Annotated in this window: 24 protein-coding genes; 16 read left to right on the top strand and 8 right to left on the bottom strand. The window is 58.6% G+C overall.

Translation table 11 applies throughout. The features are described from left to right. Nucleotides 1-31 precede the first annotated feature (31 nt). Nucleotides 32-466 (top strand): 4a-hydroxytetrahydrobiopterin dehydratase, encoded by a 435-nt coding sequence (locus M7439_RS08610; RefSeq protein ID WP_298341421.1) that lies wholly within the window; start codon nt 32-34, stop codon nt 464-466. A 117-nt stretch (nt 467-583) separates the two neighbouring features. Here M7439_RS08610 and menC read toward each other — a convergent pair whose 3' ends face one another. Both menC and M7439_RS08620 read right to left on the bottom strand, forming a co-directional pair. Continuing rightward, entirely contained in the window at nt 584-1,696 is a 1,113-nt protein-coding gene (gene menC / locus M7439_RS08615) for an o-succinylbenzoate synthase (protein ID WP_298341424.1), read from the bottom strand. Then, nucleotides 1,693-3,231, bottom strand: coding sequence for an aldehyde dehydrogenase family protein (locus M7439_RS08620; protein WP_298341428.1), 1,539 nt, complete (start codon nt 3,229-3,231; stop codon nt 1,693-1,695). The genes menC and M7439_RS08620 overlap by 4 nt, the downstream gene beginning before the upstream one ends. Nucleotides 3,232-3,410: 179 nt before the next feature. Between M7439_RS08620 and miaA the strand changes: the two genes are divergently transcribed. The 5 genes from miaA to dapE are packed head-to-tail and all read left to right on the top strand — an operon-like array spanning nt 3,411 to nt 9,873. Next, nucleotides 3,411-5,501: a tRNA (adenosine(37)-N6)-dimethylallyltransferase MiaA gene (gene miaA / locus M7439_RS08625; RefSeq protein WP_298341431.1), complete on the top strand. Its 2,091-nt coding sequence runs from the start codon at nt 3,411-3,413 to the stop codon at nt 5,499-5,501. Then, nucleotides 5,498-6,817, top strand: a complete 1,320-nt coding sequence (gene hflX, locus M7439_RS08630; protein ID WP_298341434.1) for a GTPase HflX — start codon at nt 5,498-5,500, stop codon at nt 6,815-6,817. Before miaA ends, hflX begins: the two co-directional genes overlap by 4 nt. A 58-nt stretch (nt 6,818-6,875) precedes the next feature. After that, nucleotides 6,876-7,979, top strand: coding sequence for an aminotransferase class I/II-fold pyridoxal phosphate-dependent enzyme (locus M7439_RS08635; RefSeq protein WP_298341439.1), 1,104 nt, complete (start codon nt 6,876-6,878; stop codon nt 7,977-7,979). A gap of 20 nt (nt 7,980-7,999) precedes the next feature. Beyond that, a complete protein-coding gene (locus M7439_RS08640) occupies nt 8,000-8,824 on the top strand; it encodes a 2,3,4,5-tetrahydropyridine-2,6-dicarboxylate N-succinyltransferase (RefSeq protein WP_298341441.1) in 825 nt (274 codons plus the stop codon). Continuing rightward, on the top strand, nt 8,821-9,873 hold the full coding sequence (dapE, locus tag M7439_RS08645; RefSeq protein WP_298341444.1) for a succinyl-diaminopimelate desuccinylase: 1,053 nt from the start codon (nt 8,821-8,823) through the stop codon (nt 9,871-9,873). Before M7439_RS08640 ends, dapE begins: the two co-directional genes overlap by 4 nt. Nucleotides 9,874-10,026: 153 nt before the next feature. On the opposite strand, the gene lexA is transcribed toward dapE, so the two are convergent. After that, nucleotides 10,027-10,620, bottom strand: a complete 594-nt coding sequence (gene lexA / locus M7439_RS08650; protein WP_298341447.1) for a transcriptional repressor LexA — start codon at nt 10,618-10,620, stop codon at nt 10,027-10,029. Nucleotides 10,621-10,765: 145 nt separating this feature from the next. Here lexA and nrdR point away from each other — a divergent pair, with 145 nt between their 5' ends. Continuing rightward, nucleotides 10,766-11,254, top strand: coding sequence for a transcriptional regulator NrdR (gene nrdR, locus M7439_RS08655; RefSeq protein ID WP_298341452.1), 489 nt, complete (start codon nt 10,766-10,768; stop codon nt 11,252-11,254). Further along, nucleotides 11,251-11,694 carry an SRPBCC family protein gene (locus M7439_RS08660; RefSeq protein ID WP_298341455.1) on the top strand — a complete coding sequence of 148 codons (444 nt, stop codon included), beginning with the start codon at nt 11,251-11,253 and terminating at the stop codon, nt 11,692-11,694. Before nrdR ends, M7439_RS08660 begins: the two co-directional genes overlap by 4 nt. A 240-nt stretch (nt 11,695-11,934) precedes the next feature. Here M7439_RS08660 and M7439_RS08665 read toward each other — a convergent pair whose 3' ends face one another. Continuing rightward, a complete protein-coding gene (locus M7439_RS08665; protein ID WP_298341458.1) occupies nt 11,935-12,720 on the bottom strand; it encodes an inositol monophosphatase family protein in 786 nt (261 codons plus the stop codon). 59 nt (nt 12,721-12,779) lie between these two features. Here M7439_RS08665 and M7439_RS08670 point away from each other — a divergent pair, with 59 nt between their 5' ends. The 7 genes from M7439_RS08670 (at nt 12,780) to M7439_RS08700 (ending at nt 17,631) form a co-directional block, all read left to right on the top strand. Then, the gene (locus M7439_RS08670; RefSeq protein WP_298341461.1) at nt 12,780-13,793 is read left to right on the top strand and encodes a low specificity L-threonine aldolase; all 1,014 of its coding nucleotides are present in this window, start codon (nt 12,780-12,782) and stop codon (nt 13,791-13,793) included. A 14-nt stretch (nt 13,794-13,807) separates the two neighbouring features. Then, entirely contained in the window at nt 13,808-14,512 is a 705-nt protein-coding gene (locus M7439_RS08675; RefSeq protein ID WP_298341466.1) for a PIG-L deacetylase family protein, read from the top strand. Further along, nucleotides 14,513-14,872, top strand: a complete 360-nt coding sequence (locus M7439_RS08680; protein ID WP_298341469.1) for a hypothetical protein — start codon at nt 14,513-14,515, stop codon at nt 14,870-14,872. Nucleotides 14,873-15,010: 138 nt separating this feature from the next. Beyond that, entirely contained in the window at nt 15,011-15,367 is a 357-nt protein-coding gene (locus M7439_RS08685; RefSeq protein ID WP_298341472.1) for a DUF3040 domain-containing protein, read from the top strand. Nucleotides 15,368-15,433: 66 nt separating this feature from the next. Further along, complete coding sequence (locus M7439_RS08690; protein WP_298341475.1) at nt 15,434-16,696, top strand: acyl-CoA dehydrogenase family protein; 1,263 nt, start codon at nt 15,434-15,436, stop codon at nt 16,694-16,696. Further along, nucleotides 16,693-16,896: a hypothetical protein gene (locus M7439_RS08695; protein ID WP_298341478.1), complete on the top strand. Its 204-nt coding sequence runs from the start codon at nt 16,693-16,695 to the stop codon at nt 16,894-16,896. Before M7439_RS08690 ends, M7439_RS08695 begins: the two co-directional genes overlap by 4 nt. Nucleotides 16,897-17,097: 201 nt before the next feature. After that, the gene (locus M7439_RS08700) at nt 17,098-17,631 is read left to right on the top strand and encodes an HNH endonuclease (protein ID WP_366525277.1); all 534 of its coding nucleotides are present in this window, start codon (nt 17,098-17,100) and stop codon (nt 17,629-17,631) included. A gap of 129 nt (nt 17,632-17,760) precedes the next feature. Here the strand turns inward: M7439_RS08700 and M7439_RS08705 are convergent, their stop codons facing one another. The 3 genes from M7439_RS08705 to thiL form a co-directional block, all read right to left on the bottom strand. Then, nucleotides 17,761-18,312, bottom strand: a complete 552-nt coding sequence (locus M7439_RS08705; RefSeq protein ID WP_298341481.1) for a hypothetical protein — start codon at nt 18,310-18,312, stop codon at nt 17,761-17,763. 172 nt (nt 18,313-18,484) lie between these two features. Next, the gene (locus tag M7439_RS08710; protein WP_298341484.1) at nt 18,485-18,796 is read right to left on the bottom strand and encodes a hypothetical protein; all 312 of its coding nucleotides are present in this window, start codon (nt 18,794-18,796) and stop codon (nt 18,485-18,487) included. A gap of 106 nt (nt 18,797-18,902) precedes the next feature. After that, nucleotides 18,903-19,808 carry a thiamine-phosphate kinase gene (thiL, locus tag M7439_RS08715; RefSeq protein ID WP_298341487.1) on the bottom strand — a complete coding sequence of 302 codons (906 nt, stop codon included), beginning with the start codon at nt 19,806-19,808 and terminating at the stop codon, nt 18,903-18,905. A gap of 87 nt (nt 19,809-19,895) precedes the next feature. Between thiL and M7439_RS08720 the strand changes: the two genes are divergently transcribed. After that, nucleotides 19,896-21,743, top strand: a complete 1,848-nt coding sequence (locus M7439_RS08720; protein WP_298341490.1) for a phosphoenolpyruvate carboxykinase (GTP) — start codon at nt 19,896-19,898, stop codon at nt 21,741-21,743. A 332-nt stretch (nt 21,744-22,075) separates the two neighbouring features. Here the strand turns inward: M7439_RS08720 and hemH are convergent, their stop codons facing one another. Next, a complete protein-coding gene (hemH, locus tag M7439_RS08725) occupies nt 22,076-23,068 on the bottom strand; it encodes a ferrochelatase (RefSeq protein ID WP_298341493.1) in 993 nt (330 codons plus the stop codon). Nucleotide 23,069: the final 1 nt, after the last annotated feature.

The following is a 23,069-nucleotide window of genomic DNA, read 5'->3' on the forward strand; positions in this document are numbered from 1 at the left end:
AGCCCTCTGGTGATACTTGTTCGTTGCGATCGTGGCACGTTCATCCAACAACCCAGTGAGCCTGAACGATGCGGGATGGGGGAGTACGCACTTGGATGCCGTGGCAGGTGCACTTTTGTTTTGCGTGGAATCGACTAGCCTCGCTAGCGTGGAGCAAGTTCCTAGAGGTTGGAGCGTTGAAGGAGCAAAGCTCGTTCGTCGCATTGAACTCGATGACTACTGGAAAGTCGTCGTTGCAAGCTTGGCGATCTCGTTGTTGGCGATCTGGCGTGATCATCATCCAACGCTTATCGTGGAGTTTCGAAGTCTCGTGGTTGAACTCTTCAGCCACGACGTCGGTGCGATCACCGACCGCGACCTTGAGCTGGCGCGTTTGATCAACGGGGTGATTCCGCCGCGTGCAATGGGCCAGGACGGGCAAGTTGGCGAGGAGCCCGTTGGGCCACCTCGCACTGCTCAATTTTGATCCAGCCGCTATTGATCCAGCCGGTTCAGTCAACGCTTCAAGGCGAGCGAGTCCGTTGTGTGGAGCCCGCGTCCGAGACGAGCCAGTGCCGGCAGAGCCGCGAGATCTTACGCCCGTCTAGTTGATGTGTAGCTCTAAGAAGGGTGTATCCAGGAGCCAGTTGGGATCGGGCGTTCTTCCAAGACCAAGCCCCCTCGGGCACTCGATGCTCCCATCGTCAGAGAGAACAAAGGGCTCGGTGATGTCACGCGCAAAATAGTGATCGCTAGCGGCGAGGTCGCCAACGCGGTCGAAGGCAGGGTGGGAGGCGAGGGCGAGATTGTGGGCCCGACCGATGCCGGTCTCGAGCATACCACCGATTCTGAGGTGCAACCCCTCGTGTTGACAGCGGTCAATGATCTTGAGTGACTCCACGTATCCACCCACACGGCTCGGTTTGAGATTGATCGTAGGCGCCATCCCCAGCCGTAGCGCGGTGATGATGTCGTCGACACCGCTGATCGTTTCATCAAGACCGATAGGGGTGGTCAGTCGTTTGGCGAGCTCCACATGACCGACAAAGTCCCGCTCTAAGAGGGGTTGCTCGATGAGCGCGGCGCCGGTGGCGTCAATGCGGTCGAGTTGGGTTCCACTGGCGCCCGCATAGCTCTCGTTGGCATCGAGAACTAAATGTTCCATCGGGAAGGAGGTGCTCGCTAGTTCCAGAATGGCCGAATCGGCATCGGGTGCGACTTTGGCTTTGAAGAAGCGATACCCTTGCCGCCGGAGATCGGTGAGTTCTCCAACGAGAGCCTCGATGTCGGTGCTGAGCGATAGTGTGACGCCGGCGGGGACGTGAGTGCGGCTGGTCGGAATGCCGAGGAGCTCGGAGAGGCTCACCCCCTCATGCTGGGCCCAGAGGTCAAAGAAGGCCATCTCGACACTTGCCCGAGCCATCTGATTGCCCTTGACCGTTGCCATCCTGGTGGCGATCTCAACGTGCGAGGAGAAGTTGCGAGCCAGGAGAGGAGCCAAATGGTGTTCGATGATCTCAAGGCAGGTAGTGACCGTCTCTGGCCAGTAACTCGGATCATTTTGCGCACTGATCTCAGACCAACCGCTTGTTCCCTCATCGGAGAGCAGTTCAAGCAGGTAGGTGCGCTTCGCTTGTTGGATACCTTCGGCTGACCGAAAGGGCGCCACCAGATCGAGAGTAACGGGGTACAGGCGGAGGCTCGCTAGCCGGATCACGTCAGGTCAGGATACCGTTGATACTCCGGGAAGTTGCCATAGAGCCGGGACTCCGGTGGCCCCTCGGTGACGGCCTGCACCAGATATTCACCTCCGACGAAGGCACCCTTCCACGAGGCTCCTCGTCCTCCAAAGGGCTCCGCTTTATCCCCTCGAGACTTGGGCTGATTGATACCCACCTTGAAGGCATTGACCTCTGTGGCAAGAGTTCCCGCCAGTTCAAGGTCGTCGCTGGCAATCGAGGAGACGAGAGCGCCGTTGGAGACGTTCATCTTGGCGAGGAGTTCAGCGGTCGTATCGACGATGACCAAGGTATCGACTGGTCCAAATGGCTCGGCATGGTAGAGAGGTGACGAGCGTGGAGGGTCAAGAATAGCGACGGGGGCCACGTAGGCACTCAAGTCTTGACCTTCGATGAAGCGCCCTGGATCAAGCTTGCCGCGATAGATGGGCACGCCTCCACGGTCGATCGCATCAGCGATGTTGGTCCGCAGGTCGGCCGCCTTGGCAGCGTTGATCACGGGTCCAAAGTCCACATCGGGGATCGGGTCGCTGGGATCGGCGACCGCGAGTGGGTGGCCGACGGTCAGTGAGGAGACGACGGGGATATACATGGCGAGGAAGTCGTCAAAGAGCTGTCGTTGGATGACGTAGCGAGGATAGGCGGTGCATCGTTGTTTGGCGTACTCAAAGCCCTTTTTGATCATTGGGGCGAGTAGATCCCACTGGGAGAAGTTCCAGATTCCCCAGGCGTTGAGTCCTTCCTGCTCAAGCATGTGGCGCTTGTCGGTACGAACCAAGTCGGAGGCGATCTTGCCACCAGTATCTCGCCCACCGACGAAGGCGAGTGCACCGATCTCGGGCGAGCGTACCAGCACGGAAGAGAGCTTACCCCCGAGGCCACTGACGAGGGTAACAGGCAGACCCTCCTCGATGGCGAAGGACATGGCAAGCGTGAGTGCTACGACGCCACCATCGGTTGGTGCCTTCGCGATGACGGCGTTGCCAGAGAGCATCTGGACATAGAGGGCGTGTGCGAGTACTGACAAAGGGTAGTTCCATGAGGCGATGTTGGATACCGGGCCAGGTAGTGGGCCGCGTCCGTCAAGCATGCGGTCGATCTCAGCGAGATACCATTCGACGCCCGAGGTAGTCCGATCGACCGAGACCAGTGCCTGACGATAGGGTTTGCCGATCTCCCAGGTGAGGAGGAGTGCGAGGAGCTCGCGATGTTGCACGATCTTGGCGATGGCGCGTTCTGTCCGGGCCTTGCGCTCGGCTAGTGGAACCTTGATCCACTGGAAGTGCTCGGCGACGCAGCTATCGAGGGCAGCTGCCGCCTGATGGGTCTCAAGGAGAAGGGGGCCGTGAATGCGTGTCTGGTCGATGGGGGAAGTGGCGGGGTGAACCTCGCCCTCTTCCCGCCATTGACCACCCCAATAGTTTGCTACTCCTGATTTCGTAAAGGCTTGTGGGGCGATCGCAGCTGCCTGCGCGTAGAGTTCTTCCCAACTTGTTCCGGGCTTGAGTTGCATAGGTTCCTTCCAGGGCCAGCGATCTCAATAGTCTCTCCCCTTGGTGTCGATGTACCTTGGTATCAACGCACCTTGGTGTCAATGCACCGCCACAGCGGATGGGACGCACGGATTGAGCTACGGGATCGGGTCTTCGTCGTTGCCTCCATCCTAGTGGCTAGGCTGGACAGGGTAGGTGCATGATCGATTGGGCTGGTGAGGGAGGACGAACGCGAAAGTTAACGGGTGTAGCGATCGTAGGACCGACGGCGTCGGGCAAGACCGAGTTTGCCCATGTGCTTGCCCATAGACGGCGTGATCTTGTGCCGGTCGCTGTTGATGCGCTGACGGTCTATAAGGCGCTACCCATCACCACAGCGATGCCAGAACCGACGGCCATTGCTGAACTCGACTATCGATGTGTAGCGCATGTGCCTGTTGATGAGGAGTACTCCCTCGGTCAGTTCCTTCAGGACCTTGATCGTGAGCTGTGTCGACTCAGCGAAGGGGGACAACGGCCACTTTTTGTGGGAGGAACGGCACTCTGGATCCGTGCGGTAGTGAATGGTTTCGTCCCGCCCAAAGGGGCACCTGGCCTGCGGCATTGGTTGGAGACTCGTCTGTGTGACGACGCTGACGATCAATCTGCTTATCATCTTCTCACTCAACTCGACCCACGGGCGGGGGAGTTGATCGACCCCCGTAACCGTCGGCGTCTTCTGCGCGCGCTCGAGGTAGCGCTCGCCAGCGGTGCGACTGAGTCGGTAGCCGGTGACCGGTTGGGTGTCGACGGTCCTCAACGATACCCGCAGATTGGACTCGCGCTCGAACCAGAGGTGCTTACCCGCCGAATCTCGCTGCGCATCGAACACCAGATCGCCCGCGGATGGGTTGATGAGATAGCACGGGTGCTCACCATGGACCCATCACGAACAGCGCGTGCCGCGATCGGTGTCACAGAGCTCAGCGACTACCTCGCAGGCAAATCCTCCCTTGATGAGGCGATTGAACGCATCGCGCGACGAACCCGCCGCCTCGTCAAGCGTCAGTTGAGTTGGCTGCGACGAGATCCTCGGATCGTGTGGGTGTCGAGTATCGACGAAGGATTACACCAGGCTGATCGGCTTCTCGACCAGATAGTGAGCGGACATTGGAGCCCAGACACAATCCATGGTCCTCGCAGGGCCGCCGGGCCTTTCGCAGAGAGCCCAGCCAAAGAGAATTGGATCGAGAACGATCTGGGGGAGATCGATCCAGCGTTTGTCACTCCCGCCGCAGGAGCGCCCTACAATGGCCGCGATATGCAGCGAGTGGAGTCGGCGCTCGCTCAGGATCACAGCATTGGGGAGGGGGAAACACTCCGAGGGGTGTTCCGGCCACAGATTATCGAGAGGAGAGATGACGAGTTGCAAGTAGTGAAATATACGGGAGCAGGCAATGATTTTCTGATTGGGGAGATGCCGAGCCAGCTGCCTGATGGTGTCATGATCTCGGCGTTGCTCGATCGGAGCCATGGGGTGGGCGCTGACGGACTGATCCTCGTTGAGGTAGCTCAAGGGGCTCAGCCACGGATGCACCTCTATAACCAAGATGGATCGCGCGCTGAGATGAGTGGGAATGGCCTACGCTGTCTCGGTCATTATCTTGTGGAACGGCATGGATTGGGACCCTCACTCTCGATCATGACCGATGCAGGGCTTCGCTACTATCGTCTTGTCGAGCAGGGTAACTGGGCATGGATTGGTGAGACGACCATGGGTGTGGTGGAGATGACTATTGAGCCTGACGGGAGCTTTCTCGTCGATGTTGGGAACCCTCATCGGGTGATCGTGATGGGTGGGCTCGCCGAGCTCGAGGGTCTCGATATCGCTGCCGAAGGAGCTAAGCAGCAGGGGCTCGCTCTTGCAACCGATGGTATCAACGTGGAGTGGATTGTGCGCAGTGAGGACGGCTGCGTGATGAGGGTTTTTGAACGCGGTGTCGGACCGACGATGGCATGTGGAACTGGTTCGGTGGCCGCCGCCTGGGTAGCTCGCTCTCTTGGATGGATTCGAGAGCGGGCGGTCGTTGAGAACCCGGGAGGTGAGCTTTCCGTCCACTTTGGGGCGCCATCGACGAACGGACTTGCCGCCGATAACGGCGACGAGCATGGTGCGCCGACGCGATTGAGTGGAGCTGTCGATCGTGGCGAGTCATCTGGTGTCGTTCAAGCAGCACCGGAGGTATGGCTGCGGGGCCCGTCACTGCTGATCGCTGATATCACCCCGGCTCGGTGGTTGTTCTCCTCATGACCCTCATTGAACGGAGCTTTCAGGAACGCATACTACTTGTTGGGGTAGCGGCGAGTGGCCGTGAGCGGCAGATGGTCAACGACCAGCTCGACGAGCTGGCCAGTCTGGTCGATACCGCCGGTGCACTGGTGGTGCATCGAGAGATACAGGTTCGCGAACGTCCCGATCCGGCAACCTATATCGGTAAAGGTAAGGTTGACGAGTTAGCGGCGCTTTCTGAGAGCTTCGACGTCGATACAGTGGTCTTTGACGATGAGCTGACCCCTGGACAGCAGCGCAACCTTGAGAAGGTTTTAGGCCGGACAGCCATCGACCGTACCGCCGTAATTCTCGATGTGTTCGCTCAAAATGCGAGGAGTCAAGAGGGTAAGGCGCAGGTTGAGCTCGCGTTATTGCGCTACCGATTACCTCGATTGGTGGGTCGACGAACGAACCTCTCTCAGCAGGTTGGGCGCATTGGTACACGGGGCCCTGGTGAGACAAAGCTCGAGGAGGATCGTCGACGCATTCAAGAGCGCATCGGCCAGCTGCGTCGTGAGTTAGCAGCGCTTGAGCGACAGCGGCGGCTGCAGCGTAAGTCACGTCTGTACGGTCGCAACTTACAGGTGGCGTTGGTTGGTTACACCAACGTAGGTAAGTCATCCCTACTCAACGCGCTCACCGGTGCCGATGTCGTGGTCGAGGATCGTCTCTTTGCTACGCTCGACCCTCGGACCAGACGTTTGAAGCTTCCAGGGGGAGAGACGATCCTCCTCGCCGACACCGTTGGATTCATTCGCAAGCTCCCGCATCAGTTAATCGAAGCCTTCCGATCAACCCTCGATGCGGTGGCAGAGGCTGACCTTCTAGTCCATGTCGTTGATGCATCAAGTGCGCACGCACTGGACCAGATGCGTGAGGTGCGGGCGACATTGGCCGAGATCGGAGCGAACCAGGTGCCCGAACTGGTGGTGTTGAACAAGATCGACCTTGGGTATGCCACGAGTGATCTGCCAGCGGGATTCCCCATCTCGGTGGCGTCTGGAGAGGGCATTTCCGAACTGCTCGGGGTGATTGGAGACCGCTTGCGGGCGTTGAACCGGATCGAGATCTTTCGTGTCCCCTTTGATCGGGGTGACATTCTGGCGGAGATCCATCGAGAGGCTGAGGTGCTTTCGGAGGAGAGTCTCGATGGTTATGTCGAGCTGAAGGTGCGAGCCGACGATGCGGCGCGTGCACTCCTGCGCCGTCATATTGATGGTGCCGATGGTGGCGCCAGTGATAGTGCCATTGACGGCATTCAGGAAGAGGTTGCCAACGATTCGGAAGGCCGATAGTGAGGTTCTCAGAGATCGTCGAGAGACATTGGTGCGTGGTGACGGTTAAGGTGGGGCTGTGAAGGAGTTTGCAACAACTGGAATTTCTACGGTCGCGATGCTACGGGAGATTGCCTATGAGAGTGGGCTTGAGGTGGTCGATGCTGCCGTTGGTTCACCCGTCGATCCTCCGCCGGCGGTCGTTCCGCGTCTGCTCGCTTCTTCAGGAACCGAGCGACACTATCCGCGATCTGATGGGTCGACCGCCTTCAAAGAGGCAGTCTTAGGCTGGCTGACCAGTGAAGTCGGTGTGGATCTCGACGCCCATCAAGTGGGCGCTACGATCGGATCGAAGGAATTTATCTCCTCCCTGCCACTGCTCCTGGCCAGGGGGCGCCCAGATCGTGATGTCGTGCTGATCCCACCGATCGCCTATCCGAGTTATGCAGTAGGTGCCAAGTGGGCAGGACTCGAGACCTACCGTGTTCCGGCGAAGACAGACGGGACGCTGGATCTCGATGCGATTCCGGAGGAGGTCGCAAGACGGGCGTTGCTGTTCTGGGTCAATTCACCAAACAATCCGACCGGGATGATCGAGAGTCTTGCCCCGGTGGCACACTTTGGAGATCGACATGGCGTGATCATTGCCTCCGATGAGTGCTATCACGACTTCGGTTGGACTCGCGAACCTGAGTCGTTGCTTGGATTCGGTGTTTCGGGGCACCTTGCGCTCTATTCGTTGTCCAAACGCTCAAATCTTGCTGGGCTTCGCATCGGTATGTACGCTGGTGATGGCGATCTCGTCCAAGAGATCGCCCTCGCGAGACGCGAACTTGGACTCATGCCTCCAGGTCCGGTGCAGGCGGTCGCTGCTGGAGTCCTGGGAGATCGAGAGCATGTCGTTGAACAGCGTCGTCGGTACGCTGAACGGCTGCGTTTGGTCTCCGGCTGGCTAGAGAACCTGCTTGGTGTTCCGGTGCGGCTTCCCGATGGCGGGATCTATCTCTGGGTGCGCGCGCCCGAGGAGTTCAATCAAGACGGCGCAACGCTCGGTGTAATGCTGGCCAGAAAGTTTGGATTGGTCACGGCGCCAGGTGCCGACTATGGTGATGCTCGTTTTCTACGCGTCTCCATGACGATATCTACCAAACAGATGGAGACATTAGCGTCGCGGCTTGGGTGACCCGGGTAGGTTAGACCGGTATGGTTGTTTCTGCCGAGATCGAGGCTCTCTATGAGCGACGCAACTCGTTGTCACCCGATGACGTGCATGCAAGGCGACAGGTGTTTGAGGTACTTACCGAACTCGACCAGGGCAGGTTACGTGTCGCAGAGTTCGATGAGTCCACTGGGACGGTCATCGTTCACGAGTGGCTGAAGAAGGCGATTCTGCTCTCCTTCCGCCTCCGTGGACTATCGACGCATACGGTTGGTCCTTTTGAATTTGTGGATCGACTGCCACTGAAACGCGATTACGCCAAGGCCGGTGTACGTGTCGTCCCTGGGGCTTCGGCGCGTTTTGGATCCTACCTCGGCCCAGGAGTTACCCTCATGCCGAGCTATGTTAATATCGGGGCTTGGGTTGGAGCTGAGACGATGGTAGACACGTGGGCTACTGTCGGCTCCTGTGCGCAGATCGGCGAACGTGTCCACCTATCAGGGGGGGTCGGAATCGGTGGCGTGCTTGAACCCCCTCAGGCGGTACCGGTCATTGTCGGTGACGATGCCTTTGTGGGCTCTCGTGCCATGGTGGTGGAGGGTGCGCGCGTGGGGGATGGCGCCGTGATTGGCGCTGGGACAATTGTAACCCCTACGATCCCGATTTTTGATCTTGCTACCGGTCAGGAGCTTGAACGAGGAGTGATTCCTGCATGGTCGGTCGCGGTGACAGGGACGAGACTGCGTGAGAGTGTGGGGGCCACCTTCGGCATGAGCTGCATTCTGATCATCTCTCGGCTTGACCCGGGGCGGCGGCACGAGAAGACGGAACTCAACGCGATTCTGCGAGATCACGGTGCGGGTCTGTGAGTGACCTCCTGGTCACGTACGCTCGAGAGCTGCTGGCAATCCCCTCGGTCTCGGGGGAGGAGAAGGCTATCGCCGATTACGTGGTAGCGCAACTGAGCAGTAAGGCGAACTGGCGAGTGGATCGGGTTGGCGACACGATCATCGCTCAACGCGACGGGAAGGTCGGTGCGAGAATCCTTCTCTGTGGGCACCTCGATACCGTCCCTGGCGATCCACATATTGATGAGGACGATGAGGCGTTCTACGGTCTGGGTTCCTGCGACATGAAGGGTGGTTTGGCGGTGATGCTAGCCCTTGCCGATCGGGAGTATGCCAGCGCGCTGACCTTGGTCTTTTACCCTTGCGAGGAGGTTGCCTTCGACCGGAATGGTCTGCATTCCCTTAGTCCCTCCTGGGAGGCGATGGTGGCTGACCACGATCTAGCGGTCTTGCTGGAACCCACCGATGGGGTCGTGGAACTCGGGTGCCAAGGGACTCTGAGAATGCGTTTTGAGCTGATGGGTGCGCGCGCACACACCTCTCGACCATGGATGGGTCAGAACGCGATCGATCGCCTGGGGGTGGTTCTGGAGCGGGCATCGGAGTTTGAACGACGGAGTCCTGTCCTTGGGCGGGTGAGCTTCCAAGAGTCATTATCGCCAGTACGTGTCGAGAGTTTTGTCGCCAACAACGTGGTGCCAGACGAGGCAAAGTTATGGATCAACTACCGTTTTGCGCCGGATCTCACCACTGCCGAGGCCCAGGCACGACTTCTTGCTTGGTTCAAACCAGTGCTCGGTGAGAACGATATCGTCGTTCTTGAGGATGGCGCGGCCGGAGCCAGGCCCGTATCGAGTGGCTTTGAGGGACTGATCGATGCTGCAGGCCAGCCCAAAGCGAAACTTGGTTGGACAGATGTGAGTTTTCTCGCCTCCCTGGGCCTTCCTTCGGTGAACTATGGACCAGGGGAACCGCTCCTGGCGCACAGTGGACATGAACGATTGGTCAAGTCGGCGTTAGCGACGACGCTCGAGACGCTCTCTGAGTGGATCTTGAGCCAAGCAGGCTGAATCAATCAGGCTGAATCAATCAGGCTGAAGCAATCGGGCCCGGCTCATCAGGCTGGGGTCAGGCAAGGCCGACGTTGTGTACATCGGTAAGGTCGTCCATCGGTATGGTCTGGTTGCTAGCGATACCACTCAGGTGCTGAACTACCCTTGGAACTAGAGAGTGCGCCAGATGGCGATCACCTTTCCTTGGACTCGCCCTCGGTTGGTGATCTCTGTTGGGAGCTGTAGGTTTGGGTCCCGCCGATTGCGAGCCTCTAGCAACACGCGATTGCCCACCTTTCGTAACACCTTGATCGTTCCGAATTGATCGTCGATTGTCGCGATCACGATCTCACCGTCGTGAGCATCGGCTTGCTGATGCACGATGGCGTAATCACCGTCAAAGATCCCGACGTCGACCATGGAATCACCGCGGACTCGCAGGGCAAAGTGATCACCGCTCCCGATCATCGATGCTGGGACCGCAAGCGTCTCGGTGGTGGTTGCCTCTGCGACCACCGAGTAACCAGCGCCAACATCAGCCAGCAGCGGCAGCTCGATAGCTCGCGGTGGTTCGTTGGCAAGCGAGATCGCCCGCGAGCGTGTAGGGTCGCGATGGATCAACCCATCGGATTCAAGTCGCCGAAGATGGTGCTGCACGGAGGCAGGAGAGGAGAGTCCAACATGAACGCCGATCTCTCGAATCGAGGGTGGGTAGCCACGCTGGTCGAGGGTCTCTTTCAGGAAACTTACGATTTCGGTTCTCACATCGTTGTTGGTTCTTGGCACGGCGAGACCCCTTTCGTTGCCACTAGTATAGCAGAGGTTCTCGTACAGATGTTTACCACCAGCCGTACTATCGCGTTGGCGGTTATGCTAGGCATCGTAGCCCCAGTAAAGGAAACCAAATTAGGTGCGATGCCCCTATTGCAATGCGGATGACACGCGAGTCATCGAGTCTCGTGTGGTGGAAGATGGTGAGGCGATTCGTCGCCGCCGTGAATGTGGTAGCTGTTCGAGGCGATTTACTACCTTTGAGCGCTACGCCGGTGCGAAGACCATGGTGATCAAACGTACTGGCGAACACGAGGAGTTCGATCGCGAGAAGATTGTTCGCGGTATGCTGGCCGCATTGAAGAATCGACCGGTGGCCCCAGCGGAGGTTGACCGGATCGTCTTCGACCTTGAGGAACAACTTCGATCCCTTACCGAGGTCACCTCGACGGAGATTGGTCTGCGGATACTGGAGCAACTGCGTACGTTAGACGAGGTCGGCTATCTCCGCTTTGCCAGCGTGTATAAGAACTTCGATGGGGTGGATGATTTTCGACGCGAGGTTTTGGAAATTGATGATCGGAGTTTTACGTTGCGTAAGAAAGAGGATGAAGGAGGACGCGAGTGAATCGGGTCAAAAGTACGGAAATAACGATTCACGCTCCGGCAGAGGAGATTTTTGACTATCTCGCTCGGCCGGAGAATCATGTCGCGGTCGATGGGTCAGATACAGTCCGCCAAGCCCTCGTTGGGCCGGAGCGGCTCTACCCCGGCGCGAAGTTTCGTATGAAGATGCATATGTTTGTGCCCTACACCATCACGAATACGGTCGTGACCTTCGCAGAGAACTCGGAGATTGCTTGGCGCCATTCGGGGCGACATATCTGGCGGTACCAGCTACAGGATCTTGGCGATGGTACTACCAAGGTGACAGAGTCCTTTGAGTGGGGTAAGGCTCCTTTGCGCTTGGTCTATGAACTGACTGGCGTTCCCAGCCGTAACCTCACCGCCATGGTCAACACGTTGACCAACCTAAAGAAGCACTTTGAGGTCGACGTACAAAAGTGATCTGAGGGTGCTCACGCGTTCGATCGGCGCACGCGGCACGCTTACTTCTCACTGCTACCCACCGGTATGGTGGAAACCTGTACGCCGGCCGTGTTGGCGTCGCATTGGTGAGGCAGAGCTGACATGGTGGTGTCGGCAACGAAGGATCGGTTGGATCCCTTTTCGCGAAGAGGGCTGAGAGGGAGTAGCTAACTCGCCTGGCCTACTCGTTCGAGGCTAGGCCGTTGACCCGTGGTGGCCTTAACGCGCTAGCCCTTGGTAGAGCCCGACGATGCGGTCGCTAAGAGCGTCAAAAAGGCCCGATCCTGCGGCGACGGTAAGCCCATCATCGCCAATCCCCGGCAGATCGGTTGCGAATCTGGCTCCTGCCTCCGTAGCGACGAGGGATGCAGCTGCATAGTCCCAAACCTTCAGCCCTGTCTCGAAGTACCCATCGACTCTACCCGCACCAGTCCAACAGATGTCGATGGCTGCCGCTCCAAAGCGCCGAATGTCGCGTATCTCGTCGATGACTTCGTGGAGGACCTGCGCCTGGAGTTTACGAGTGGTGGCACTGTAGCCAAAGCCGGTGCCACAGAGCGCCCTGGCCAATTCAGTCTCCTGGCTCGCCTGCAGGGGTACGCCGTTGCAGGTGGCTCCCTGGCCCCGGACGGCTTGAAAGAGTTCGTTGTGACCGACGTCAAAGACTAATCCAACCTCAACCCGGCCATTGATCTCCGCCGCGATGGAGATCGCATAGGAGGGGATCGAGTAGCTGTAGTTGACGGTCCCATCGATTGGGTCGACAATCCAACGAGTGGTGCCAGCCGCATGATCGGTGGCGCCGTACTCCTCGCCGATAAAGGTATCGTTGGGCCGTTGCTCGGCAATGGTGTCGCGGATGGCTCGTTCGAGGGCTCGATCGGCCGCGGTGACGGGATCGGTGTCAGAGGATTTGGTATCAATGACCTGACGAGATTGCTGCGGCAGGGAGGCGCGAGCCTTGGCAAGGGCATCGAGGGCAGTGGGCAAGAGTTCGTGGTTCACCCCTCCAAGTTAGTGTGTAGGTCACCTTGGTCGGGACCGGAGGCCCTAAAGTGAGAGAGATGGAAGTGATCGACCTCCGCTCTGATACCGTTACCAAGCCTTCGACGGCGATGCGAGCGTTCATGATGGAGGCTGAGGTGGGTGATGACGGCTATGGGGAGGATCCAAGCGTTGCAGCACTGGAGCGTCGGGTCGCTGAGCTGACTGGCTTTGAAGCTGGCCTCTTTGTCGCCTCCGGTACCATGGGCAACCAGGTCGCACTGCGCACGCTGGCCCAACCGGGTGATCCAGTCATCGTAGCAGCTCGTGCACACCTCTTACAGTTTGAGGCGGGGGCCTCGGCCAAGAATGCGAGTATTCAGTTGCTTACGGTGGACGATGGATTGGGTTATCCTGACCCATCACAGGTCGCTGATCTGGTACGCCAGTATCGTCGGCTGCACAATCCGATTCGTCTCATCGCCATCGAGAACACCCATATGCCAAGTGGTGGAAGGCCGATCGATCGCGATGCGCTCGTGACGCTCCTTGCAGCCGCTGACGGCACCCCTGTGTATATCGATGGAGCACGTCTGTGGAATGCAGCGGTTGCTCTCGATGTCGCGCCAGCGCTTCTCTGTCAGGGATCCGTTGCGGTGAGTACCTGTCTGTCAAAGGGGTTGGCAGCTCCGATGGGCTCGGTTCTGTCCGGTTCGACTGAGTTCATCAGCCGTGCTCGAGTGGAGCGTGCACGACTCGGCGGACGTCTTCGTCAAGCGGGTATCATGGCGGCCGGTGGCCTCTACGCGCTAGACCATCATATGACCCGCCTCGCGGAGGACCATCGACGCGCCCAGCGTCTAGCCTCGTTGATCAGCACTCAATTGCCAGCCACGACTGCCGATGTTCAATCCGTGGCTACCAATATCGTACTTGTGAAGGTCAAGGATCCGACGGAGAGCCAACAGCGCTTGGCCGACCAAGGCGTCCTCTGTAACGTTCTACCCGCTGGCGAACTACGCCTTGTCACCCATCGCGATCTCGACGATCGCGCGATTGAACTCGCCGCGAGTCGCATCGTTGCGAGCCTGTAGCCGCTAGATCCGCGATGCACACCTATACAAAAATTCCCCACACGGCGTTGGCTATCTTTGCCCATCCTGATGATGCAGAGATCGCCTGTGGCGGCACCCTTGCTCGATGGGCCGCTGAGCGTTGTCACGTTATCCTCGCGGTAGCGACCCAAGGAGACAAAGGCGGTGATGGCGGTGATCCAGGTCGACTCTCTGAGGAACGCACGCGCGAACTGCTCGAAGCAGGAAGACTACTCGGGGTTAACGATGTCATTCAACTTGCCTATTTGGACGGAGAGCTTGAGAACTCGTTGGAGCTGCGCCGCCGATTGGTGACGCTCATCAGAAGTTTCCGCCCGGAAGTAGTACTCACCGGAGATCCGACTGCCGTCTTTTTTGGGGATCTCTACTACAACCATCGTGATCATCGGCAACTCGGTTGGGCGGTACTCGATGCGGTGTTTCCGGCGGCTCGTCAGCGCGCTTACTTTCCTGAGGCGGGGGATCCGGTCGAGGAGCTTGAGGTGCTCCTGGCGGCGTCGCTGGAGCCCAACACATCGGTCTCGATCGATGGACTGGTGGAGAAGAAGGTTGCAGCCATGAGGGCGCATCGAGCGCAGTTGGCGAGATATCAGGACGCGCTTGATCGTGTGGTGGCGGAGCGGGCGCGGCAGGCGGCGCGGCAAGCCGGCTTCTCTGGGGAGGCGGAGCTATTTCGCATGGTCCGGGGAGGTGCTTGAATGCTCGAAATCCGGGGCCCGGGTCATCATGAGCGGAGTCAGCTCGCTGCCCTTGTGGCACGGGTCTTGTCGGCGCAAGGACGCGAGGTATGGGTGCGCATGGATCTTCGGCCTCGTCTCGCTGCTGATATCGCCGGTGTCCTCGACGAGGGGGCGTCGCGAGTATTGCTCGTTGGCGAGGGGATGTATGGCATCGCATCCCGCGAGGACTTCGACAACGAAGTACCTAAAGGGGCGGTGCTGCTTGAGCTCCGCGCTACTGGAGATCTCCTCGGTCTGTATGACCCTTACGGAGAGCTATCCACCGGAGAGGTGGATGTGCTCCGACGTGAGGGAGTACTGGTCGATGGAGTTTCCTGAAGGATCGGCAAGATGATGGACGGACAGATAATGGAATTCTCGTGAAGCGATGATGGTTTTAGAGTTCGTGAGAGTCCAAACGACTACAATAATAAGCGCTACTTCGTACGAAGGTTGGATGTTAGGAGAGGAGGAGTCATGCCGCTAAATGAGGACGAGCAGCGGATTCTCCAGGAGATTGAGAAGACCTTCTACGAGAACGACCCGGAGTTCGCTGATCGGGTTCGCTCGGAGACGGTCTACAAGCACTCGGGCAGAAACCTTAAATGGGCAACGCTTGGTTTTGTCGTCGGCCTTGCCTTTACCATCCTTACGTTCACGATATCCGTTATCCTTGGTGCCGTTGGCTTTCTTGTGATGTTGGGGTCAGCGGTCTACTTCGAGCGCAACCTTCGAAGGGTTGGCAGAGCCTCGCTTCAAGATCTCTCGTCGCGCCAATTCAAACAGGGTGGGTTCAAATCGATGGGCAAGAAGCTTCGGGGTGAGGATCAATAGATTGCTGCTTCACCATCGCGACCGAGGACCGCTGTGGTATGAGTTGGCGATTCCGGGTGCGTAGCGGTGGATCTCTCCCTCTCTGAGGTTGCGGAGGAGTTTCGTCTTCAGTTTCGCTCCTTCCTCGCCGAGGAACTCCCCGCCGGTTTCGCTGGTGTTGGCGCACTCGCCATTGCATCAGTGTCCGACTTTGTGAGGTGGTGGAGGCTCCGCCTGTACGAGGGAGGCTTTCTCGCCGTATCGTGGCCAAAAGAGTACGGTGGTCGTGGACTGACGGTGGAGAGCGAGATTGTGATCGCTCAGGAGAGCGCCGCCGTTGGGGTTCCGACTGGGGGGCCTAACGACCACTTTGGTATCCAGATGTTGGGCAATACGCTGCTCGTTCATGGTTCCGAGGAGCAACGGAGGCACTTTCTACCTCGGATTATCGATGGCAGTTACCGTTTTGCGCAGGGGTATTCGGAACCCAACGCTGGGTCAGATCTGGCCGCACTTACCCTGCGTGGGCGTGTGGATGGAGATGAGGTCATCCTTGATGGTCAAAAGATCTGGACCTCCGAGGCGCACTTGGCTAACTGGATGTTTGTCTTGGCTCGAACCGACCCCGAGGCACCAAAACACCGCGGTATCTCCTTTGTGCTGGTACCGATCGAGGACGATGGGGGAACGGGGGATCTTCCAAACTCGGTAGGGCACCAAGCCAACGGAGTCGAGGTCCGCCCGATCCGGATGATCTCCGGTAAGTCTGAGTTCAACGAGGTGTTCTTCACTGGGTCGCGCGCAAAGCTCGATCATGTAGTTGGCGGACTTCATCAGGGCTGGGGCGTCGCCATGACCCTTCTGGGGTTCGAACGGGGTGAGGCTGCAGCAACCCTACCGATTCGATTCCAATCCGAGCTTGATCGTCTGGGCGAGTTACTCGCGGCTCGTGGTGCGTTCGATGATGCGGATCTCCTAGATCGGTTTGTCCTTTGCCAGACCCGACTCTTCGCGCTTCGGAGCATGGGTTACGGGTGGCTCTCAAATGTCCTTGCCGGAACGGAGCAAGGGGCGCAATCCTCTGTCTTTAAGCTCTTTTGGTCCGAATACCATCAACTTGTGACCGAGCTCGCGGTCGATGCGCTGGGTGGTGAGGCCCTCCTGCCCACAGGGCGTCCAAGCTCCTCCGCGTTTCGGACGGATGATGTGGGTGCTCCGAACTCCACACGATCATGGGATGAAGTCTTTCTCCATGCGCGAGCAGGCACGATCTATGCGGGGACCTCTGAGATCCAGCGCTCAATCATCGGAGAGCGTCTGCTCGGTCTTCCGCGGGAGCCACGGGGATGATTCTTGAGGCGTTTCGTCAGCTTTGGGCATTGACGGTAGGTTCGCGTGGTCGGCCGTGGTCGGTGAAACGACAGCTTCTCTGGTTGAAGTTTCGGATGGAGACCTACGCTGGTCCCGAAGGATCCATGGACTATGGCGAGGTGCTGCGTTTTCTTCGTTGGTCTGCAAGGGAGCGTGCCAGTTGGAGGCGGTTAGACTAGCGCTATGGAGAGTAGAGTCCATGCGTGATAGGCGGTCGAGTGCCGATAGCCGCTTGGTTGGGGACGTCTTCCCCCACAAGCTAGGTCGGTGTCGCGTTGATGGTTGCTATGTCTCCTTCGAGCCTAAGACCCCCGCCCTCCGAGGATACGCTTTTGAGTATCGCTGTTGTGGTGATGGGACGAGGCTGGTCAGGTAACGCCATGGCAGGGGTCCTCGTTCTGAATGCGAGCTACGAGGCTCTCTGTGTTGTTTCGACCCATCGGGCTATTGGCTTGGTCGTCGTTGGTAAGGCCGATGTGGAGCTAGGGACCTCCACGCTTTTGCATTCGGCTCGTATGGTGATCCCCGAGCCGTCGGTGATCCGGCTTCGCTACTTTGTGCGTGTTCCCCATCTGCGAAGAGTCGCACCCACGAAACGAGCTATCTTCGCCCGTGACCAGTATCGGTGTCAGTATTGCGGGGCACCAGCCGAGAACGTCGACCACGTGATTCCCCGCAGCCGTGGTGGACCACACCGGTGGGATAACGTGGTGGCTTCATGCCGGTCCTGCAACTCGCGGAAACGTGATCGCCTGTTGTCTGAGACAAACTTCGTGCTGCACCGACCGCCTCAGGTTCCGCGCGGCCGCACCTCGGCCATCATACTGCTCGGCCTCGTTCGAGACGAGTGGATTCCCTATCTCGACTACGAATTTGCCGCAGCTGAGCGCCCGTTCCAGGAGCTCAGCGGTTAGCGGATTCGCGACGAGAGAGAACGCTGGTGGCTTGGACGGTGTCTGGTGGCTTGGACGGTGTCTGGTGGAGTCGTTGGGTTGACCGACCTTCGATGCCGACGCATCACAAACCGATGGATCCAGCGTCGCCTACGAGTGGGATGGCTTGAGGTCCGTGGTGGCGAGTGCACGGATGGTTGTCGTGTCCTTGCTCGCGAAGATAGGGGTCATCGAGTAGTGCGTGATCGTGGGCTTGGCATGATGGTCGACGATGACGAGACCATCGGTATTGGGGAGTCGAAGTCCGTACGGTGTCGTCGCCGGGGATATCAGGATCCGGTCGGGGGCGCTCGACGTTGCCGTGAGCGTGACCGGGGTCAGACCAAATTGTGGCCCGAGATGTGTCACGACGATGTCACTCAAGCGAGGTGTCACGAGCGTTGGGTAGCCCGCCAGCGTACATGCGACACCCCTTCGGGGAGTGATGGTAAGGATTGCAAAGGATGCATGTTGGCTAGTGGCCGGGACGACGGTCGTTTCGGTGACACTTACCTGTTGAGCGCGACATTCGTTGCGTTGATTGACGAGCCGTTCGTGACTGCCGAGTGTCTGCCCGAGTACGAGCCCAACGAGGATGAACAGTACTGCTAAGACGACGGGGATAGTGAATGCGCGTCGATAGGGGGGGCGATAGGCCGTCATGTGACTCCTCATTGGACCGAAGGCGAACTCGGTTCGCTCAACAGGATTATCTCCTCCGCCGCGACGCAACTCCGATGTGCCGAAGTGGCGGAGGGGGAACTTTTGTTGCCGGTGCTACGACTATTGCCGACCCCGTGACTCATGTTGGTCGTCCGAGGAACGAGGGGACAGCTTAGGCCTCCGGTGCAGTCTGGTCTTCACCAGTTGCAGAGTCACCAGTTGCAGAGTCACCAGCTGTCGGCTTGATCTGGTCCTCCTGTGCATGAATGGCACTGACGAGACGTTCGGTCTCAGATTTTTGCACTTCTGGGGTGATCTCTTCGTTCGCACCACGATAGGTGATGGTGCCGAGTTCGCGATACAACGCATCGAGTTGACGCTTCACTTGGAGCTGATCGAGCTTCACCTGACCTTTTTGGGCAGCTTCGGTAGCGGTTTGGCTGAGCGTTTGTGCCTGCTCCTTGACCTTGTCGAATAGTCCCATCGTCTTCCTCCTCATGAGTGTAGGATCTCTCCAGTGTAGCGAGATCCAGCCTAGCCTGCCAGTTGTATTGCCGGTAGAGCCGATAGTACGGATGCGTTGTATCCACTCAGTGTCGATAGCCCATCGGATCCAGTGGGGCGTCGTGGAGCGTACGATCCGCGGAATTGGGGACGATGGTGCCAATGGCAAGTGGCCGTGTGAGTCGCGCCTTGGCAAACTCGCCATAGACGAGATTGGGCTGAGGTGCCGTGAAGAGCAACTCAAAGTCCTCACCTCCGCCAAGAGCATCGGCGATACCTGCGCCTGGGGCGATTGGCACCGTGTGCAAGTGGAAGCCAACACCTGAGGCGTTGGCAAGTCGGTGAAGATCGAGGGCCAACCCATCAGAGATGTCGATGGCGGCGTTTGCCCCAGCTCGAGCAGCGGCAAAGCCCTCCTCGATGCGTGCGCTAGGATCTAGGAGTGCCCTCCGGGTGCGATCATCTAGGTGGCTGGCCTGTGAGAGGTGTGAGAGAGCGACCGATGCCAGGCCAAGGGGTCCAGTGACAAAAATTGTGTCCCCTGCATGCGCGCCTCCACGGCGCAGCGGTGGTAGAAGTTGGGCCCCGATGGCGGTGACTGAGACCACCACGTTGTCGGACCGCGTGAGGTCGCCTCCGATGAGTTGCGCTCCGTAGCTTTGGGCCCGACTCTCGATGCCGAGCAGGAGTGCCTCGACATCAAAGTTTTTGGGTGCCGCGATGGTTGAGAGGATCCAGAGTGGCGCGGCAGCCATCGCTGCAAGATCAGAGATATTGACCGTCACTGCTTTGGCCCCGATCTGGGCCGGAGTCCAATAGGCGAGATCGAAATGGATTCCTTGGACCAAAGCATCGGCACAAAGGGTAAGCGAGGTACCCTGAACCGGCATAACGGCCGCATCATCGCCGAGAACTTCCTTGGTCGGATCCCATTTGGCTCGTTGGGCGATACCCGCGATGAGAGCGAGTTCATCCCACTCTTGACCCGTCACCGTACTCCGATCATTGAATGAAAACTTGTTCTGGACGCAATAAATTTGGCATAATCAATCTACTGTGTTGAGCACACTATAAAGTTGGTGCATCGTTTGCCTTGCCCGTGTGGATGGCTCGGTCAGGTACAACGAGGGAGGAGTGAGGAACTGATGGAGTTTACGAATCCAAAGGTGGTGAACTGGCTCGACGATTGGATCGCATTGATGCAACCCGAACGCAGCGTAGTGTTGAACGCAGATCCCGAGACGAAAGAGATGCTCGTCTCTACACTGGTAGAGCTTGGTACCATTGAGCCGCTTAACCCGCAGCTGCGACCTGGGAGTTATCTGGCTCGCTCCGATCCCCGAGATGTGGCTCGTCTTGAGAGCCGAACCCTCATCTGCTCGGAGCGCGAAGAGGACGCTGGTCCGACCAACAACTGGCGTGAGCCTGGTGAGATGAAGGAGATGATGCGCACCCTCTACGCAGGAGCGATGCGAGGACGAACGATGTATATCATCCCATTCTCCATGGGTGAGGTGGGTTCACCCTTCACGCTCTATGGGATTGAGATTACCGACTCTGCCTATGTTGCTCTTTCGATGATGACGATGGCCACCGTTGATGATCGGGTCTTGTCTGCGATCGATGCCGCTGGCGCATTTGTCCCTGCGGTGCACTCGGTTGGTTATCCGCTGGCGGGGCGGGACGACGTCGCCTGGCCGTGCAACCCCGAAGACACCTATATCGCCCATTTCCCAGAGACCCGAGAGATTTGGTCCTATGGCTCAGGCTATGGTGGCAACGCTCTGCTCGGGAAGAAGTGTCTCGCGCTGCGGATCGCCTCTGTGGCAGCGCGCGATGAGGGGTGGCTGGCCGAACACATGCTGATCCTCAAGCTGACATCGCCGAGGGACGAAGTTTATTATGTAACCGGAGCCTTTCCCAGTGCGTGTGGCAAGACCAATCTTGCGATGCTCGTTCCGACACGGCCTGGCTGGCGAGCCGAGACGGTGGGCGATGATATCGCCTGGCTGCGCCGTGGCGAGGACGGGCGACTCTGGGCGATCAACCCTGAGATGGGCTTCTTTGGTGTCGCTCCAGGTACCTCGGTGAAGACCAATCCGGTTGCAATGGAGACGGTGTCCAAGAACACCATCTTCACCAACTGCGCTCGTACCGCAGACGGCGATGTGTGGTGGGAGGGCATGACCAAGGAGCCACCTGAGGGGTTGATCGACTGGCAGGGCAAACCCTATACCGGTGAGGGTCCCGCTGCCCACCCGAATGCGCGCTTCACGGTCTCGATCCACGAAGCACCCAACCTCGCGAGCGAGCGTGATGGGGTGCCGATATCGGCGATGCTCTTTGGGGGGCGACGCTCCAGCCTGGTCCCACTCGTGACTGAGGCGCGTACCTGGGAGCACGGGGTGTTCTTGGGTTCCATTATGGCCTCCGAGACGACGGCGGCAGCTGAAGGGGCCGTCGGTAGGGTTCGGCGTGATCCGTTTGCCATGCTGCCATTCTGTGGTTATCACATGGGTGATTACTTTGGGCACTGGCTCAGCATGGCCGAGACGGATGCGCAGGCGTTGCCAAAAATCTACTTGGTGAACTGGTTCCGTCGTGATGCTGACGGAGGCTTTGTCTGGCCGGGTTATGGAGACAATGTTCGTGTTCTAGCCTGGATCATCGATCGTCTCGAGGGACGAGTTGATGGTGTCGATAGCCCATTGGGCACGATCCCTTCGGAGGGAGACCTCGATGTCGAAGGGTTGGAACTTGGACCAGAAGGCTACGATCAGCTCTTCGCGATGAACGCGGAGGAGTTGGAGATGGAGGTGGAGCTGATCCGGGAGCACTACGCCCGCTTTGGGGATCACTTGCCCAAGGAGCTCGCCATCCAACTCGAGGAGTTCGACCAAGCCGTCCAGGCTCAGTCGAAGGGGTAGGAGGCTAGCGCGTATCAGCTGGGCTGCTGGCGGAGGCGAGCTTGCGGACCGGCGCCGATGCTAAGCCTCGCACGCTAAGCCTCGAATGCCAAGTGATGCTGGCGTGTGAGGCGGCAGGTGTCGTGCCGGTCTGTGCAACAGGCCACTTGTGTCCGGTGAGCGCACAGCACCGTTCATATCAGAGGGAGATAATCGTTCGGGTCAACTGATGTTGCCTATCGGGACGTGCCATTACCACATGACATTTGGAGGTGTTGTTCCCAGTCGCTACCCTTGCGGTTCGGCATGGTGAGCCAGCGTTCCGGTGGGAGTGCGCTGGGGAACCCGATCAGTCAGACTCCAGGGAGGCAGCAGGTTTGGTGGCACAGGAGTTCGGCACCGGGGATCTCGTCGTTAGGGTCGCCTCCATCGAGCCAAGCCATCACCAGCTGGGTCAGCATCTCGATGAATGCTGGCGCGGTGCCAACGGTCGGTAGCCGATCAAAGCTGAGACCGTGGCGAGCTGCCCCATCACGAGCGAGGATGTCAAGGTCATAGAGCACCTCTTGGTGATCGCTTATGAATCCAATGGGGATGACGATGATCTGGCGAAGCTTTGGGTTGTTGGTGTAGGCATCAGCAATGGCATCTCCGATATCGGGGACTAGCCAGGGGGTCCGGGGGCTACCGGACCGACTCTGATAGGCGAGTTCGATGGTGATCGCATCCGGGAGGAGGGATTCGAGATGCTGACAGACGTTGGTGAGCTGCTGTTGGTAATCACATGTCTGCGCCATTGCGGTCGGGATCGAATGGGCGGTCGCAAAAATCTTGGTCACGCCGGGCTCCGGCAACGGGTGAGTGGCTAAGTAATCAGCCAGGATTGAGGTCTCCGCGGCAAGGAAGAGCGGGTGTTGCGAGAAGGGCTTGATGGTGTGGGTTTGAAATGCGACCTCACAACCCTCGAGATCCTCGCGATACTGGCGGCAGCCCGAATACGAGCTGTAGGCCGAGGTCGGAATGATGAGCGCTTCATCGACACCGGCTTGCGCCATCTGTTCGATGGTATCAGCGAGGTACGGATGCCAGTTCCGGTTTCCAAAATAGATGGGGAGATCCACTGCGCGTTCGCTGAGCGCTGCACCCAGACGTTCTATCAACTCACGATTCAGTGCATTGAGCGGACTTGAACCGCCGGTCTCGAGGTACTGTTGGGCAACGATCCGCAGGCGATCCTCTGGTACGCCGCGTCCACGAGTGACGTTCTCCAGGAAGGGCCAGATGTCATCAGGTGCTTCGGGTGATCCGAAGGATTGCCAGAGAATGGCTCGCTTGCCTGTAGCCATC

Source organism: Ferrimicrobium sp. (assembly GCF_027319265.1).
GTDB lineage: Bacteria > Actinomycetota > Acidimicrobiia > Acidimicrobiales > Acidimicrobiaceae > Ferrimicrobium.